This window comes from Paenibacillus salivarius, from assembly GCF_051307165.1.
In the GTDB taxonomy this organism is placed as follows: Bacteria; Bacillota; Bacilli; order Paenibacillales; family Paenibacillaceae; genus Fontibacillus.
Map to the genome: position 1 here is coordinate 4,493,399 of NZ_CP195592.1, position 14,513 is coordinate 4,507,911.

Here is a 14,513-nt window from a genome sequence, read left to right on the forward strand (position 1 = left end):
AGTGTGGTGTTGCATGGGTTGATTTCATATTAGTACGCCCAGAAAGCCAATTCTGTAACATACGTCACAATGAAAACAACCTATGATTTATTTTATGAAAATCAATCTAATTTACAACCATTATACATAAAAATATTCGTTTTGTAACCTACTAATTTTTTGATAGTGGATTATTCAAAAGCCGGAATGGCGATCTCGCTGTAATCCTTCTCCAAAAATGCCTTCACTTCAGGACCCGAAATAGCCTCTGCCAGCTTACGGATCGGTTCGGAATCCTTGTTGTCCTCGCGGGCCACCAGCGTGATAGCAAATGCGGATTCGGTCGTTTCCGTCAGCAGCGCGTCTTTCTTCGGCGTCAATCCAAGCGGGCTGGCATAGGCCGGGGTCATCAAAACCAGATCGGCATCATCGAGCATCCGGGCCAGCATCAGCAAATCGACTTCTTCGAACTTGTAATTCTTTTTGTTCTCGGTAATATCGGCCACGGTCGCATTGATTCCTACGCCTTCCTTCAGCTTAATCACGCCGGCCTTCTCCAGCATGACAAGCGAGCGCCCGGTGTTCGTAGGATCATTGGCGATCGCGATCGTCGCCCCTTCCGGCAATTCCTCCATTGATTTGTAACGCTTGGAATACGCGCCGTATACCGCGTGGTAGACCGGCTGAATGCCGACGAGCTTGCTGCCCGTGCTTTCATTATACTGGTTCATGTAAGGAATGTGCTGGAAAAAGTTCGCATCCACTTCCTTGTTCGCCAGCGCGTCATTCGGCTGGACATTATCCGACAGCACGACGAGTTCCAGGTTGATGCCTTCTTCTTTGAGAATCGGCTTCACGATCTCCAAGATGTCCGTCATCGGCGGAATCAGTGTCGCGACCTTCAACGTTACTTCTTCGTTTTTGGCGGCGGGGTTATCCCCCTGATTCGCGGTATTTTCTCCCGGTGCATTACCGTTACCTTTGCTATTGCCGCTTCCGTTTCCGTTGCCGCATCCCGCTACGACAATCGCAAGCACCAAGGCAAGCAGTCCAAACATCCAACTTTTTTTCATCTCAAACACCCTCCAATATTTTCGGTTTACTCTCTTTCTAACATGCTGATGTTTCTCCAGAATTTTCTTCACCGCCGGTCCAGCCATCTCGCGATCCTGCTTCCGGTGTATTGAACCAGCTGCACCAAAATAATCATGAGCACGATGACGGCCGCCATTAGTTCCGTTTCAAACCGCTGATAGCCGTAACGGATCGCAAAATCGCCGACCCCTCCTCCGCCCACGACACCCATGACGGTGGAATACGAAATAAAGCTGATCGTCGAGGTCGTCAGTCCAAGCACCAAACCGGAGCGAGCTTCGACATACAAAAATTTGCGGATGATCGCTAGCCTCGAAGCTCCCATCGAACGGGCCGCTTCCACCACACCTTTCGGCACTTCCAGCAGGGATTGCTCCACTTGTCTGGCATAAATCGCGATGGCCACGATTCCAAGCGGAACCGAAGCGGCAAGCGTGCCGATCGCCGTTCCGATCAAAAACCGGGTGAAAGGAATAAGGAACACGACCAGCAGCAAAAAAGGAAATGACCGCACCACATTGACAAAACCGCCGAGTATCGCGGACCATGTCCGGTTTTCGTAGAGCTGGCCCTTCGCGGTCAGAAACAGCATCGTCCCCAGCGGGAGGCCCAGCAACAGCGCCGCTGCGACCGAGATGCCGACCATCAGGAAGGTCTCCCCGATCGCGTCGGCAATCTGCGGCCAATACTGGATGAATTTATCGAGCATGACGGAAAAATCAAACATCGGCCTGCCCCGCTTTCCCCAGCAGCATTTCCCGGTATGACGGCGGCCTGCGGAATTCGGTCTGCTCCGCCCGCTTTTCCAGCTTGAAGCGGTCCGTCAGACGGCCCTGCTCCATAACGGACACCTCCCGGCAAATCGCCTTCACCACGTCCATCTCGTGAGTTACGATCACGATCGTGACCCCAAGCGCTTCATTGATATGCCTCAAAACCCCCAGCACTTCCGACGTCGTGGCCGGATCGAGCGAAGAGGTGGGCTCGTCGCAGAGCAGCACCGATGGCTTGTGGGCAAGCGCACGGGCGATCGCGACCCGCTGTTTCTGTCCGCCGCTGAGCCGGGCCGGGTACTCCTTCGCCTTATCCTCCAATCCGACAAATCGAAGGCATTCCCGAACCCGTTCCTTTTGCTGCTTTTTCGGCATGCCGGCGAGCTCCAGCGGAACGGCGACATTGCCGCTCACGGTCCGGTTATGAAGCAAGTGAAATTGCTGAAACACCATGCCGATTTTCCGCCTGGCCAGCCGCAGCTGACCCTCCGGAAGCCGAAGCAAATCCTGCCCGTCGATCGTCACGCTGCCCCGATCGGGTATCTCCAGCAAGTTCATCATTCGCAGCAGCGTCGATTTTCCTGCCCCGCTGGGACCGATAATCCCATGCACCGCTCCCTCTTCGATCGTAAGAGTCAAAGGGTGCACCGCGGTAAAGCCCCCCTCGCGGGATGCGTAGCTTTTACTTACGTCTTGAAGAGAAATCAAAGGCCTCCCCCCCATCCGGTTTGCACCATGCTAATTGTATTAATAATTTAACAAACCTGTTTTAGTGGTCGTTTTCCTTTTGATTATAGAGCAATTACCCTTCTGTGTCACCAATTATTAATTGTGTATCATCATTGCAACATTTCTCTTCCCGCAGACGTTAAAAAATACGGATAGGAATGGACCGACATAAAGGAGGAATCGTTCAATGACGTCCCTTTACAGGCGAAGACTGGCCGTGGCTTTCACGCTTGCCGCCGCTTTGACGCTTGGCGCATGCACGAACCATGCCGAACCCGCACAAACAGGTCAACCCTCAAATCAAGAAAATGGAATAAATCAAAATCAAAATGAGCTAAACCCGCAGGACGGAAATGCACCGGAAAATACGGATTCCGCCCGGCTGGTGACTGAGTTTAACGCCTTGCTGGCGGAAGGAGGCAAGCTTCCGGAAGCCTTCGATTTCCTCGACGAACATATCGGCAGCTTGTCCAAGGAACAGGTGTCCGACATGCTGCTTGCTTTGGAAGATACGCAGATCAAGGAGCTTGGCGGTCTCGTGGACCGGTTTTATGAAGGAGATACGCAGGAGAGGCTTGCGGAAATCTATAATTACGATGAAACTCTCGATGAAGTGATCGGCAAGGCGAGCGATGAAAAGATGAAGGCACTGCTCACGGAAACCCGTGATTCCGGATATCTCGTGGATACGAGGGAGGGCATGTTTTCACCTGATCCGGATTACAGGGTAACGGCTAAATATGCCGACAAGGCAACAGAAGAAGTCGCCGCTTATATACAGCTGAAAGCCAAAGAATCGGATGACCGGTTTATGAGTGACGCGGCCTTGTCGATCGGATGGGATGAATTGTTGGAGCGCGCTCTCGCGGCCGAAGCCTTTACCGTGCGGTATCCCGATTCGAAGCGGATCAAGGAAGCGCAAACCCTGCTGGGGTATTATAAGTTGGCGGTCTTCTACGGAGGCAACAATACGCCGCTGTTCGATTATGACAACGGCATGATGGAGCCCGAAGCCAAGGAGGCGTATACTTCAGTGCTCGAAAAGGCGGATATCGACTCCAGCCCGCTGCTTGGGAAACTGAAGCAATTCATGGAAGCTACCGCCAAAAACAACTACAAGCCTTCGAACTCTCTGGATAAATTACGCGAAGAGCTCGTGAACTAAACAAAAAAAGAGCATTGCTGGAAGAATGTGCCCAGGCAATGCTCTTTTTTTTGTTGTTTGTCCGTCAAATAGCCGGCATGACGTTCCCGCCATTGACCGGGATATAGGCACCTGTAATGAAGCCGGCCAAATCCGATGCCAGGAAAGCGACCGCATTGGCGATATCCTGGTCCTTTCCTCTGCGTTTCAGCGGCACCTGTTCCACATAGGAGGCATCGTTCAGATCGGCCACGCCGTAGTCTTTTTCGCTGATGGTCCAGCCCGGCGCCACCTGGTTCACCGTAATTTGATGCGGTCCGACCTCTTTGGCCAGTACCCGGTACACGCCGTCCATCCCGCGTTTGCCGGCCGTATAGGCGGATTGTCCGGGGAAGTTCTGCATGGCGCATTCGGTATTGATGCCGATCAATCGTCCGCCGCCCTTTTCGATCATGGCCGGGATAAAAGCTTTCGCCAGGTATACGCTCTGCAGGACGCAGGACTCGAACTGGCTTACGTAATCCTCCGGCGATTGCTCCAGCACGGAAGTCCAGGCATATTGGACGACCGCGTTCGCAACGACGATGTCGGGATCGCCGAGTTCCGACTTGATTTTATTTTTCATCGCCTGAATTTCCGCTTCCTTGGTAATATCCGCACGGACGATAACAGCTTGTCCGCCGGCTTCCGAAATCTCCTCCAAAAGCTCCCGGGCCTTCGATTCATTGTTCGCATAGTGAATCGCAATCTTCGCTCCGCACTGAGCGAGCGTTCTTGCCATCACCCGGCCGAGTTGCCCCGTGGCTCCGGTGATCAGCGCTATTTTTCCGGTCAAATCGATATTCATGTCGTTCTCGTCTCCTCTCGCCTCTATTCTAATGTTTCCGGCTGTCCACTTCCAGTTCGGACGTTTGCCACCATAACCCGCCCAGATGCCGCTTGCCGCTCCCGCCCCGTATTCTATCACAACATTGCTCAAACAGTGGGGATGAAACTGTTCAAGCAATTTACCGTGGATGATGCTGCTTACATGTAAGGCACTGTATAGATCCTGCGCGTTCAGCTATGGCGTTTGCTTAGGAACTTTTGCGTCCGAAGAGCGAATCCTCGAAGGCCAGGCAAAGCCGATCAGGGTCGCCAATCCGACAAAAAAAGGGTACCCTACGGCCATAAGCAGAATGATCAAACCGGCGGCATAATTGCCGCTGTCAGCCGGGTGACGCTCAGGTCCCAAATGTCCGATCAACCAAATGAGCAAGAGGGCGTACGGGAACCAAAGCAGTGCCGCCCAGAAGACGGAGGGTCTATTTTTCATCCATACATGAACAAGGATTACGCAGGCAACCGAAAGGATGCAGACGGCACCCCACAAAAGGGTTTTGATGATTCGTTCTCCCGATCCTTCGCCCGAACCGGTAGCTTCATAGATCCCATAAGCATTCATCAAGTACTCCGAGATCATGACGAAAATACATGCATACAGCGCACATATGAGGTTTAATTTGCAAAAATGTCTCATTGCAGGTTCCCTTCGTTGGAATTTTTCCAACGGGCGGCTCTTCAACTTGACCAAATGAGCCACTTCATTGGAAAAAATCCAATCATTTTATGAAAAACAGCGGTAATTCTCCCGCTTGATGCCTATTTCGTTGGATAAAATCCAATGAAGCCGATAAAATTGCCTGCTTGGCAGCTGTTCCGTTGGATATTTTCCAACGAAGGCGATACTGGCCAACAAGATGGCGGTGCTGACGGCAACAAGGGCCGGTCAAGTAATGTAGGCACCGTACTAGGCATATAGCGACTTGAATGATATCAGCAACATGGGCAACTTAAGTGACATGAGCAACGTGAGCGACAGTGGGCAACGTGAACGACATGAGCAATATGAGCAACTTAGAACGATATAGCTACTTTATCCATGTGTGTGACAATGGCGGCATGCGGCACAGCCAATTTAGGCAATGTGAGCTATTACAGCAACTAAGTGGGCAACACGAGCAAACAGCAATCCGGCAAACAAGCGGCTGTCCCTCCGCAGTAAAAAACGGCTCGGGGACAGCCCTTGATTGCCATCATATTAATATTGGCCGATCGCCTGATCCGTTTTGCCCTGCAGCTTCACAAGCTGCATCAGAACGACGGCGGCATCCGCCTTCGTTACTGCGCCCTGCGGGTTAAACTTGCCGTTTTGCCCTTGTAGCAGGCCCAGCTTAATATTGAGCGCCACTTCGCCTTTTCGCGTAATCGACTCTTTGTCGCCGAACTGGTTCAAGGACTCGTCGTTCGTCAAAAATTGCGCGAGCTTGTTGTATTTCAAAATGGACGCCAGCGATACGGCGAATTGTTCACGCGTCAATTTGGCATCAACCTTAAGTTCCGTGCTCCGGTTAATCCACTGGCGTTCCGCCGCATAATTCACCGCACTGTAATACGGACTGTCCGGCTTGACGCCCGCGATCGCTTGCTGTTCGTTCACTCCGTAATAAGAATAACTTTCGTAATATGGAGTTACCGCTCCGGCAATCATGCCCAGCCAATCCCCCAGCGTGATCTGCTCATCCGGTTTGACGCTTCCCTGTTCGTCAGGGGTGATCACTCCATGCTGCAGCAAAGCGGTAAGCTCCTTCTCGGCCGCATGTCCTTTGACGTCGGCAGGAACGGATGTGACGGAGTCGAGGCCCCCGTATCGATAGACACTTTTCCATTCGCCGCTCACCGCGTCAAGCACCTGACCTGAGGTCATCGGATCTTTGGCTTCCGGGCTGTAAACCAGTTTGATCACGGAATCCACATAGGAATTATTCATATTGTAATGCCCGCCATAGCTGGAGTATTGCAATTTCAGTTTATAGAAATCCTGATAAGCCTTCAGCCCCTCTTCCTTCGATACCTTGGCCGCACTCGGCGAAAGTTGGAGTTTATCGAGGCCAGCCGCACGGCCAACACTGAAATACTCGAGATTGCCGTAGGCATCCAGCCCCAAGGATATCCCAAGATTATTGACGGGCAATCCGTTCAACATCCGGGTAAATTGATAATCGTAGCCGTTTTCGTCCTCATTCTTATGGGTTTCGCCAACCCGTTCGTCCAGCTTATAGTCTTGGGCGGCGTTCGGGACCAGCAGATTGACGAGCTCAAACGCTCTCTGTCTGGCGGCGGCGTCCTTCAGCTTCACGGCTCCCTTCGGAGGCTTGACTCCGGCCTGTTCTTCATTTCCGTTAAATTCCTCAAGCCGGTATTCGAGAATCTGCCCGCTCAGTGCATCTACCGTGGCCGATGTCCGGGAAGGAAAGATCATTCCCCCTGACCCTACGCGAGACATACTGTCTTCATCCTCCCAAGTCAACTGCCACGTTTTACGATCCGGGTCGCTGTAGTCTTTACTATACGAGGAATGGAACTGCGTGCGCCCTTCCGGAATCGCCGCCACTTTCTTAACGGTTTCAGCCGCTTCATCGGCAGTCATTTCATCACCGGAGGTTCTTGGTTTAAACGCGTTTTTGGAGGCCGGCACATCTACGTACGTTATCGGGCTTTCCACAAGAACCTTGCCCTCATAATTCAGCCGTTTACCGGACACGGCATCGATCGGATACGCGGTTTCATCCTTCGTTTGCCATGCCAAAATCCATTCCTGTACTTTTCCCGACCGTTCGACCGGTATATATCTGAGTTCGATCTCCAAGCCGTCCTTAAAAGCTTGCTCGGCCGCGGCCTGCGTGACAACCGCCGTTCCGTCGGGGTAATCCATGATCTCATAGGACTTGGAAAAAGAGATCGTGTTTCCGTTACCATCGACCGTGACGGATACATATTCCGGCGAAGGAATTCCGTTATGCAGCGGTTGAAAATAAAAGCTGTATTGGATCGGACCGAATAACGCCGAACCGTCCATGTACCAGCCGGTGGTGTCCCGCTCCTCCAATTGCGCCAGCGTTATGGAAGGGGCCGCCTTAGCGATAAAAGCTTTGGCGACTTCTTGAGCCTGTTCCCTTGTCAGTTTGGGCGGGTAATAGGAACCGTCCTCGTCATTGGACATATGGAGGTATGTATTGATCAAGTCCCCGTTGATCGCATCCACCAATGAACTAAAGCCGTAAGTCGTATTTCCCGTCTGATATTCCCACTCGATATTCCATACCATTTGATTTGACGGCGCGGGATACGTATTGTCCACGCCCAGCTTCACGTTTTGAGCCACGGCATCTTTCAGGGCCGGAAACAGTTCCTTCACCTTGGCGACAGCCTGTTCCTTGGTGATTTTCGCCTTCGCAGGGTCGGCCTTCACATTCTTGGACGAGGCGTTCGACGTTGCCGGCGCTGCGGTATCCGTTGCGGCACTAGTTTGCGCACCTGCCAGCCCCGAAGGCAACAGGACGGAAAACGCTACCAGACCGGTGCACGCCACCTTCGCAAACCCTCGAGCTTTGCTTAATCTTCTTTTTTGACTCACAACATCCCAACCTCTCCCATTGGATATTCTCTTCCATTTTAGTACGTATCCCGCGCAATATCCAGAAATATCCTCAAGGCAAACAAAAAAGAAACCCGGTCATCAAACCGGGCTTCCATGATTAATTCAGATATTTTTCAACTTGCAGAATGGCTTCATCCACGGAATTCGCCGTTACGGTGATAAATTCGGCGTCTTCGTACTGGTCCTCCGTATAGGAATAACGCGGATCGTAGTAATAGACCAACAACAGCTCGACAGCCCTGTCGTATTTCCCTTCCTGCAGGCATTCCCCGATTTCCGCGGCGATCGGCCGGTGGATGCGGGACTCGATCTTCCGGAATGCGCGCATGCAGGCCTCCGGGTGTTCCTCCGGTCTGTAATCTTCCAGAATGGTTTGCACCCTGGCCTCAATCGGAAGCTCGATTCGGATATGCGTTCCCTGCTCCTTTTTGCTCATGACCAGGTCGGGAATGACGACCTTTCCGATCCGTTTGCTCTCGGCCTCGAGGAGCACGTAGGGTGCATCCTTGTAACGCAGCATTTCCTCCAGCAACAAGGCATCGAACGTTTTTTGATTATGGGCGTCCAGGCCGATCCCGCCAAAAACCGATCCCCGGTGTCCGGCCATCGCTTCCAAATCCAGAACGGGATACCCCTTCTCTTTCAGTTTCCGGAGAAGAAGCGTTTTTCCGTTCCCCGTATTGCCGTGTATCACATAAAAAGACGGATTGAACGGCATGTCCTCCAGCATGGCCACGACCCATTGCCGGTAAGCCCGATAGCCTCCGGACAACCGGTACGCATGGATGTTCATCAGGGACAGCAGCGTTGCCGTCGTTTTGCTGCGCATGCCGCCGCGCCAGCAGAAGACCGCCTTTTTTCCCTCGATTGCCGCAAATTGCCTGATAAAAGCGGGAAGCTTGGCCGATACCACTTCAAGCCCCCGTTCCTTGGCCGCATCGACGCTGACCTGTTTGTACAGGGTCCCGATTTCCGCCCGTTCCTGATCGTCAAAAAGCGGGATGTTGATGCTCCCCGGTATGGTGGACAAGGCGTACTCGGACGGAGAGCGGACATCGATGACGGTCATTTCTCCTTTTTGACGTTGTTCCGTTAATTCCTCAACAGTGATGTCGTGTATCATGATGTTTGCGCTCCTTATTCTACGACGATGCGTCCCGGATGCTTCTCCGTCACTTCGCCGATCAAGCTCGCCTCGACGCCGGCTTTAACGAGCGCGGCAAGCAAATCTTCCGCTTGCGAAGGATCCACGGCGATAAGCAGGCCGCCCGAGGTCACCGCATCGCACAAAATCCAGCGTCCGATCTGATCCAGATCCGCCGGGAAATCGATATCGCCTTCCACATGCGCGAAATTGTTCTTCGTCCCTCCAGGAACGAAGCCCTGCTCGGCCAGTTCGCGTACGCGCGGCAGGACCGGAACATCGCCGCTTTTAATGCGGATGCCGCTGCCGCTGCCTTTCGCCATTTCCAGGGCATGTCCCATCAAGCCGAAGCCCGTAACATCCGTGCAGGCATGGACTTCGTAAGCTTCCATCGTTTCCGCCGCCGTTTTATTCAAAGTCGACATGACGCGGGTCACCCGCTCGGTTTCTTCCGGGGTCAGCGCGTTCTTTTTGATCGATGTCGTCATGATGCCTACCCCGATCGGCTTGGTCAAAATCAATTTATCTCCCGCTTTGGCCCCGGCGTTCGTTCTGACTTTGTCCGGATGCACCAGTCCGGTCACCGCGAGTCCGAATTTCGGTTCCTTATCGTCGATGGAATGGCCTCCCACGAGCGTTGCTCCGGCTTCTCTCACTTTGTCCGCGGCACCGCGCAAAATGTCGGCAAGAATGCTTTTATCCAAGGTGGAAATCGGAAAAGCTACGATATTAAGGACGGTAAGCGGCTTGCCGCCCATCGCGTAAATGTCGCTGATCGCATTCGCCGCGGCGATCTGGCCGAAGGAGTAAGGATCATCCACAATCGGCGTAAAAAAGTCCACCGTCTGCACCAAGGCCATCTCGTCCGATAACCGGTACACGCCGGCGTCGTCGCTCGTATCGAGACCGACCAGCAGATCCGGATTCGGCTCCGATTTCGGCAAATTGCGGAGCACTTGCGTTAAATCCGCAGGCCCGATTTTACAGCCGCAGCCCCCTTTGCTCGATAGCGACGTCAATTTAACTGGTTCTGATGCTGCCATATCTTAATCACAATCCTTCCGTGTAAATACATATGAATTCATAACAGGACAAACTCCACTTTAAATCGTACTCCAATCGCCAGGGAGAGGCAACTTCCATGGCTCTGGCGTTTCCCGGCTGTGTTATACTAGTATTTGCGTCCAAAATAGATGTGGAGGAAAACGAATGTCAACATCAACGAACCATCGCACTTTCAATCCACGAACCCCCGGCAAAGGGAAAATAATTCTTTATGCCGCCTTGTTTCTCATCATTGCCATCGCCGGCTTAAGTTATGTTAAATGGTGGCCTTATTACGAAAAAGCGCTCCGTGCGGCGACAAGCCATACGATCGGCTCTTCCATCCTCGGCTCGGAAGCGTCCGCGGCCCCTTCCTGGAGCTCGGCGCTCGATTATGCGGCTGCCTATTTCAAATCCGTTTGGAAGGCTGCCGTACTGGGCATTCTTTTGGGCTCCCTGGTCCAGGTCCTGCTGCCATCCGAGTGGCTCGCCAGGACGCTGGGGAAAGCCAATTTTAAAAGCACCGTTCTCGGCGGCGTAGCTTCGCTGCCCGGCATGATGTGCTCCTGCTGCGCCGCGCCCGTCGCCTGCGGTCTTCGCCGCAAAAACGTCTCGGTCGGCGCCAGCCTCGCCTTCTGGATCGGCAATCCGGTGCTGAATCCCGCCACGCTGATCTTCATGACATTCGTGCTGTCATGGAAATTCGCCTTGCTCCGAATCGTTTTCGGATTGATTTTGACGTTCGGGATCAGCTATTTCGCGAACCGGTTCGCGAAAGACGCGAACCCTTCGGCGATCCCCGAACCGGCGCCTCAGGATGCCGTGGAGGAGCAGCGGCCGTTTTTGATTCGCTGGTTGAAAAGCCTTGGCATCATGATGCTAAATGTCATTCCGGCCTATGTCATTGCCGTCCTGCTGCTCGGCGCATTTCAGCATACGCTGTTCCCGGTCGGCCTGAAGAGCGGCATCCTCGCCATCATCGTCTTCGCGATTGTCGGAACGCTGTTCGTCATCCCGACGGCCGCGGAAATTCCGATTATCCAGTCCTTTGTCGCGATGGGACTCGGGGCCGGTCCGGCAGCCGCCCTGCTCCTTACGCTGCCGACCATCAGCCTACCGTCCATGCTCATGGTCGCCCGGGCCTTCCCGCGAAAGGCGCTGATGTTCGTCTTTGCCTCCGTGGTCGTGATCGGCGTCATCGGCGGCATCGCAGGCTCATTCCTGCTTTAATGCCAAAAAGAACCCCGTCCGCATCCTGAAGATGCGAACGGGGTTCCTGTTTATTTCCGGCCGGTGGATTCCCGGATCATCAGCTCCGCCGGGAAGGTTTTATGCGTATGGGTCGTCTTTTTGTTGATCAAATCAAACAATACTTTAATCGTCTCCTCCGCAATTTCCTCCACCGGCTGCCGGATCGTCGTGATCGAGGGATGATAATAATAAGCGATGTCCAGTCCGTCAAAACCGGCCACGGAATAATCCCCCGGCACCGATTTACCGCTTTCAAAGATCGCTTTGCAAGCGCCTACAGCCAAGCTGTCGGAAACGGCGAACAAAGCGGAGAACGATTCGCCCGACTCGAGCAGTTCCTTGGTGACCACATAGCCGTTTTCCATCGAATAGCTTTCGATATCCTCTTTCATGCAGCGGACCAGACTCGGATTTAACGTCAGGCCGTTGTCTTTCAAAGCCTGCTTGTAGCCTTCGTATCTCAGCTTCCCGATACTGACGTCATCCATGGACGCCGTCACGATCGCGATGTCCCGGTGGCCTTGTTTGCATAAGTAATCCACCATCTTGTAGCTTTCTTTAAAGTCATCGACGGATACGGAGGAATACTCGTGAGGCTCATAATCCGGGGTCATCCCGATGGTACTGAGGACAAACGGGACGGTAAGCTGATCCAGCTTCTCCTTGGCATGCGAGAAGTACCCTCCCAGGAATACGATCCCTTTCAGGCGTTTTTCCTTTTCCAATTCTATCGCGACTTCAATTTCATCCTGCTTCTCATCGACCCGCTGCAGGATGAAGGAATACTTCTTCCGTTGAATCTCTTTCTCGAAAACCTGAATCATCCGGTTAAAAAACGGGTTCGTGATCCCTTTGATCAGGACCGCGATCGTTTTGGAAGCGGAACGCTTCAAATTTCTGGCGCTGTTGTTCGGCACATAATGATTCTCCTTGATGACCTGCATAATCATCGCCTTGGTTTCTTCGCTGATATCGGGATGATTATTGATCGCCCGGGAAACGGTCGTTACGCCCACACCGCACATTTTCGCAATATCCACAATTGTAATTGAAGCCATTTCCTGATCTTCCCTTACATCGTATTCTCACATTCTATTAGAAAATATAGCAATTTAAGATCATGAAAACAAGACCGGCATCAATCGACAACGTTTGTTTGCGAACCTCCGTGATCTAACGTTACCCTTTTACGGCCCCTGCCACGACGCCTTCAATAATGTATTTTTGGCAGAACAGGTAAAAAATAATGATCGGCAAAATGGCCAGTACGAGCATCGCCATCATGGCCCCCATATCGATCGACCCGTAACCGCCCTTCAAGTATTGGATCGCGATCGGGATCGTTTTGTGCTCACTGCCGATGACCAGGAGCGGAAGCAGATAGTCGTTCCAGATCCACATCACGTTCAGGATCGCCACGGTAATCGCAATCGGCTTCAAAATCGGCAATACGACCTTAAAGAACGATTGCACCGGGGTGCAGCCATCGATCAAGTCCGCCTCTTCGATTTCAAGCGGAATCGACTTCACGAAGCCGCTGAACAAAAAGACCGACAGCCCCGCGCCGAATCCCAAGTAAATGAAAATAATCCCGAACAAATTGTCGATATGCAGCGTGTTGGCGACCTTCGTCATCGTGAACATGACCATTTGGAAGGGGACGATCATCGAGAACACAAAAACAAAGTAGAGCGCTTTCGTAAACTTCGTTTTCACCCGGGTAATGTACCAGGCCGTCATGGCGGTCAGCAGGACGATGACAGCGACGGAACACACGGTGATAAACAAGGAATTGCCGAACGCATTGAAAAATCCGATTTTCGATACGCCGCCCGTATAGTTTTTGAGCCCGATAAAGGTTTGAGCGTCAGGAAACTTGAACGGAGTATCGCTGATGAAGAACTTTCCTTTGAAGGAGTTCATCAGCACAATGAGGATCGGAGCGATGAACAGCACGGCGAGAATAAGTAATATGAAAAATAAACCGATATCTCTTCCCCGCGTTTTTTGCATCAGTTCTCAACCTCCTTGCTTCTTGTCGCCATAAGCTGAATCAATGCGATCAATGCAACCAGGACAAAGAATACCACCGCTTTGGCCTGACCGACACCTTCCCAACCGACGCTGCCGTAAAACGTGTTAAAAATATCGAGCGCGAGCATCGACGTTTCTTTGGAAGGCGCACCGGCGGTAAGCGCCAGGTTCTGGTCGAACAGCTTGAATGAGTTAGACAAGGTCAGAAACAAGCAAATCGTGATGGAAGGCATCACAAGCGGAATCGTTACATTTCGCAATATACCGAAACGGGTACATCCGTCGATTTTGGCGGCTTCGATCACGTCCTTGGAGACGTTTTGAATGCCCGCGATATAAATGATCATCATGTACCCGATTAATTGCCAATTCATAAGTATGATGAGACCCCAGAAGCCGTAATTGGCGCTGGAAGTCAACGTGACGTCGAATTTGATCAGCACGCCGTTAATAATCAGCTGCCAGATATAGCCCAGCACGATCCCGCCGATCAGGTTCGGCATAAAAAAGATCGTTCTGAACAGATTGGTTCCTTTTTTGCCTCGCGTTAGCATCAGCGCAAAAAGGAATGCAAACACGTTGATGGTAATGACGGATACCACCGTAAATTTGACGGTAAACCATAGTGCATTGAGAAAATCCTGGTTAGAGAACGCTTTAACATAATTGCTGATGCCAACCCATTTCGCATCGGTCACTGTCGTAAATTCCGTAAAGGACAAGTATACGCCAAGTATGAACGGTATTATGAAAATCAGCGTAAAAGCCAGTATCGTCGGCAATGCAAAGAGGGCGAAGTATTTTTGTATCGACTTTTGCATAATCTCTTCTCCTTACCCA

General features: G+C 52.2%; 13 protein-coding genes. 2 read left to right on the forward strand and 11 right to left on the reverse strand.

Annotated features, from left to right (window positions below; all coding sequences use genetic code 11):
* Positions 1-170 precede the first annotated feature (170 nt).
* From ACSFXJ_RS20785 to ACSFXJ_RS20795, 3 genes are all read right to left on the reverse strand, one after another.
* Positions 171-1,052 carry a MetQ/NlpA family ABC transporter substrate-binding protein gene (locus ACSFXJ_RS20785; protein WP_435922264.1) on the reverse strand — a complete coding sequence of 294 codons (882 nt, stop codon included), beginning with the start codon at positions 1,050-1,052 and terminating at the stop codon, positions 171-173.
* A 68-nt stretch (positions 1,053-1,120) separates the two neighbouring features.
* Positions 1,121-1,801, reverse strand: a complete 681-nt coding sequence (locus ACSFXJ_RS20790) for a methionine ABC transporter permease (RefSeq protein WP_435922265.1) — start codon at positions 1,799-1,801, stop codon at positions 1,121-1,123.
* The gene (locus tag ACSFXJ_RS20795; protein WP_435922266.1) at positions 1,794-2,555 is read right to left on the reverse strand and encodes a methionine ABC transporter ATP-binding protein; all 762 of its coding nucleotides are present in this window, start codon (positions 2,553-2,555) and stop codon (positions 1,794-1,796) included. Before ACSFXJ_RS20795 ends, ACSFXJ_RS20790 begins: the two co-directional genes overlap by 8 nt.
* A gap of 208 nt (positions 2,556-2,763) precedes the next feature.
* On the opposite strand from ACSFXJ_RS20795, the gene ACSFXJ_RS20800 reads away from it, so the two are divergent.
* Complete coding sequence (locus ACSFXJ_RS20800; protein WP_435922267.1) at positions 2,764-3,741, forward strand: hypothetical protein; 978 nt, start codon at positions 2,764-2,766, stop codon at positions 3,739-3,741.
* Positions 3,742-3,805: 64 nt separating this feature from the next.
* Here the strand turns inward: ACSFXJ_RS20800 and ACSFXJ_RS20805 are convergent, their stop codons facing one another.
* The 5 genes from ACSFXJ_RS20805 to selD form a co-directional block, all read right to left on the reverse strand.
* Positions 3,806-4,567 carry an SDR family NAD(P)-dependent oxidoreductase gene (locus tag ACSFXJ_RS20805; RefSeq protein WP_435925823.1) on the reverse strand — a complete coding sequence of 254 codons (762 nt, stop codon included), beginning with the start codon at positions 4,565-4,567 and terminating at the stop codon, positions 3,806-3,808.
* Between the two features lie 216 nt (positions 4,568-4,783).
* On the reverse strand, positions 4,784-5,164 hold the full coding sequence (locus ACSFXJ_RS20810; protein ID WP_435922268.1) for a hypothetical protein: 381 nt from the start codon (positions 5,162-5,164) through the stop codon (positions 4,784-4,786).
* 636 nt (positions 5,165-5,800) lie between these two features.
* The gene (locus ACSFXJ_RS20815) at positions 5,801-8,176 is read right to left on the reverse strand and encodes a YcdB/YcdC domain-containing protein (RefSeq protein ID WP_435922270.1); all 2,376 of its coding nucleotides are present in this window, start codon (positions 8,174-8,176) and stop codon (positions 5,801-5,803) included.
* Between the two features lie 121 nt (positions 8,177-8,297).
* The gene (mnmH, locus tag ACSFXJ_RS20820; protein WP_435922271.1) at positions 8,298-9,323 is read right to left on the reverse strand and encodes a tRNA 2-selenouridine(34) synthase MnmH; all 1,026 of its coding nucleotides are present in this window, start codon (positions 9,321-9,323) and stop codon (positions 8,298-8,300) included.
* Between the two features lie 14 nt (positions 9,324-9,337).
* Positions 9,338-10,387, reverse strand: a complete 1,050-nt coding sequence (selD, locus tag ACSFXJ_RS20825; RefSeq protein WP_435922272.1) for a selenide, water dikinase SelD — start codon at positions 10,385-10,387, stop codon at positions 9,338-9,340.
* A 166-nt stretch (positions 10,388-10,553) separates the two neighbouring features.
* Between selD and ACSFXJ_RS20830 the strand changes: the two genes are divergently transcribed.
* Complete coding sequence (locus tag ACSFXJ_RS20830; RefSeq protein WP_435922274.1) at positions 10,554-11,618, forward strand: permease; 1,065 nt, start codon at positions 10,554-10,556, stop codon at positions 11,616-11,618.
* Positions 11,619-11,668: 50 nt separating this feature from the next.
* On the opposite strand, the gene ACSFXJ_RS20835 is transcribed toward ACSFXJ_RS20830, so the two are convergent.
* The 3 genes from ACSFXJ_RS20835 to ACSFXJ_RS20845 all read right to left on the reverse strand — a co-directional run bounded on the left by ACSFXJ_RS20835 (position 11,669) and on the right by ACSFXJ_RS20845 (position 14,494).
* On the reverse strand, positions 11,669-12,697 hold the full coding sequence (locus tag ACSFXJ_RS20835) for a LacI family DNA-binding transcriptional regulator (protein WP_435922275.1): 1,029 nt from the start codon (positions 12,695-12,697) through the stop codon (positions 11,669-11,671).
* Between the two features lie 121 nt (positions 12,698-12,818).
* Entirely contained in the window at positions 12,819-13,652 is an 834-nt protein-coding gene (locus tag ACSFXJ_RS20840; protein ID WP_435922276.1) for a carbohydrate ABC transporter permease, read from the reverse strand.
* Positions 13,652-14,494: a carbohydrate ABC transporter permease gene (locus ACSFXJ_RS20845; RefSeq protein WP_435922277.1), complete on the reverse strand. Its 843-nt coding sequence runs from the start codon at positions 14,492-14,494 to the stop codon at positions 13,652-13,654. Before ACSFXJ_RS20845 ends, ACSFXJ_RS20840 begins: the two co-directional genes overlap by 1 nt.
* Positions 14,495-14,513: the final 19 nt, after the last annotated feature.

Excerpts from the sequence above, each read along its gene's own strand:
- ACSFXJ_RS20835 (WP_435922275.1), bottom strand. The coding sequence starts at position 12,697 with ATGGCTTCAATTACAATTGTGGATATTGCGAAAATGTGCGGTGTGGGC.
- ACSFXJ_RS20805 (WP_435925823.1), bottom strand. The coding sequence starts at position 4,567 with ATGAATATCGATTTGACCGGAAAAATAGCGCTGATCACCGGAGCCACG.
- ACSFXJ_RS20810 (WP_435922268.1), bottom strand. The coding sequence starts at position 5,164 with ATGAATGCTTATGGGATCTATGAAGCTACCGGTTCGGGCGAAGGATCG.
- selD (WP_435922272.1), bottom strand. The coding sequence starts at position 10,387 with ATGGCAGCATCAGAACCAGTTAAATTGACGTCGCTATCGAGCAAAGGG.
- ACSFXJ_RS20785 (WP_435922264.1), bottom strand. The coding sequence starts at position 1,052 with ATGAAAAAAAGTTGGATGTTTGGACTGCTTGCCTTGGTGCTTGCGATT.
- ACSFXJ_RS20845 (WP_435922277.1), bottom strand. The coding sequence starts at position 14,494 with ATGCAAAAGTCGATACAAAAATACTTCGCCCTCTTTGCATTGCCGACG.
- ACSFXJ_RS20840 (WP_435922276.1), bottom strand. The coding sequence starts at position 13,652 with ATGCAAAAAACGCGGGGAAGAGATATCGGTTTATTTTTCATATTACTT.
- ACSFXJ_RS20800 (WP_435922267.1), top strand. The coding sequence starts at position 2,764 with ATGACGTCCCTTTACAGGCGAAGACTGGCCGTGGCTTTCACGCTTGCC.
- ACSFXJ_RS20830 (WP_435922274.1), top strand. The coding sequence starts at position 10,554 with ATGTCAACATCAACGAACCATCGCACTTTCAATCCACGAACCCCCGGC.
- ACSFXJ_RS20790 (WP_435922265.1), bottom strand. The coding sequence starts at position 1,801 with ATGTTTGATTTTTCCGTCATGCTCGATAAATTCATCCAGTATTGGCCG.
- mnmH (WP_435922271.1), bottom strand. The coding sequence starts at position 9,323 with ATGATACACGACATCACTGTTGAGGAATTAACGGAACAACGTCAAAAA.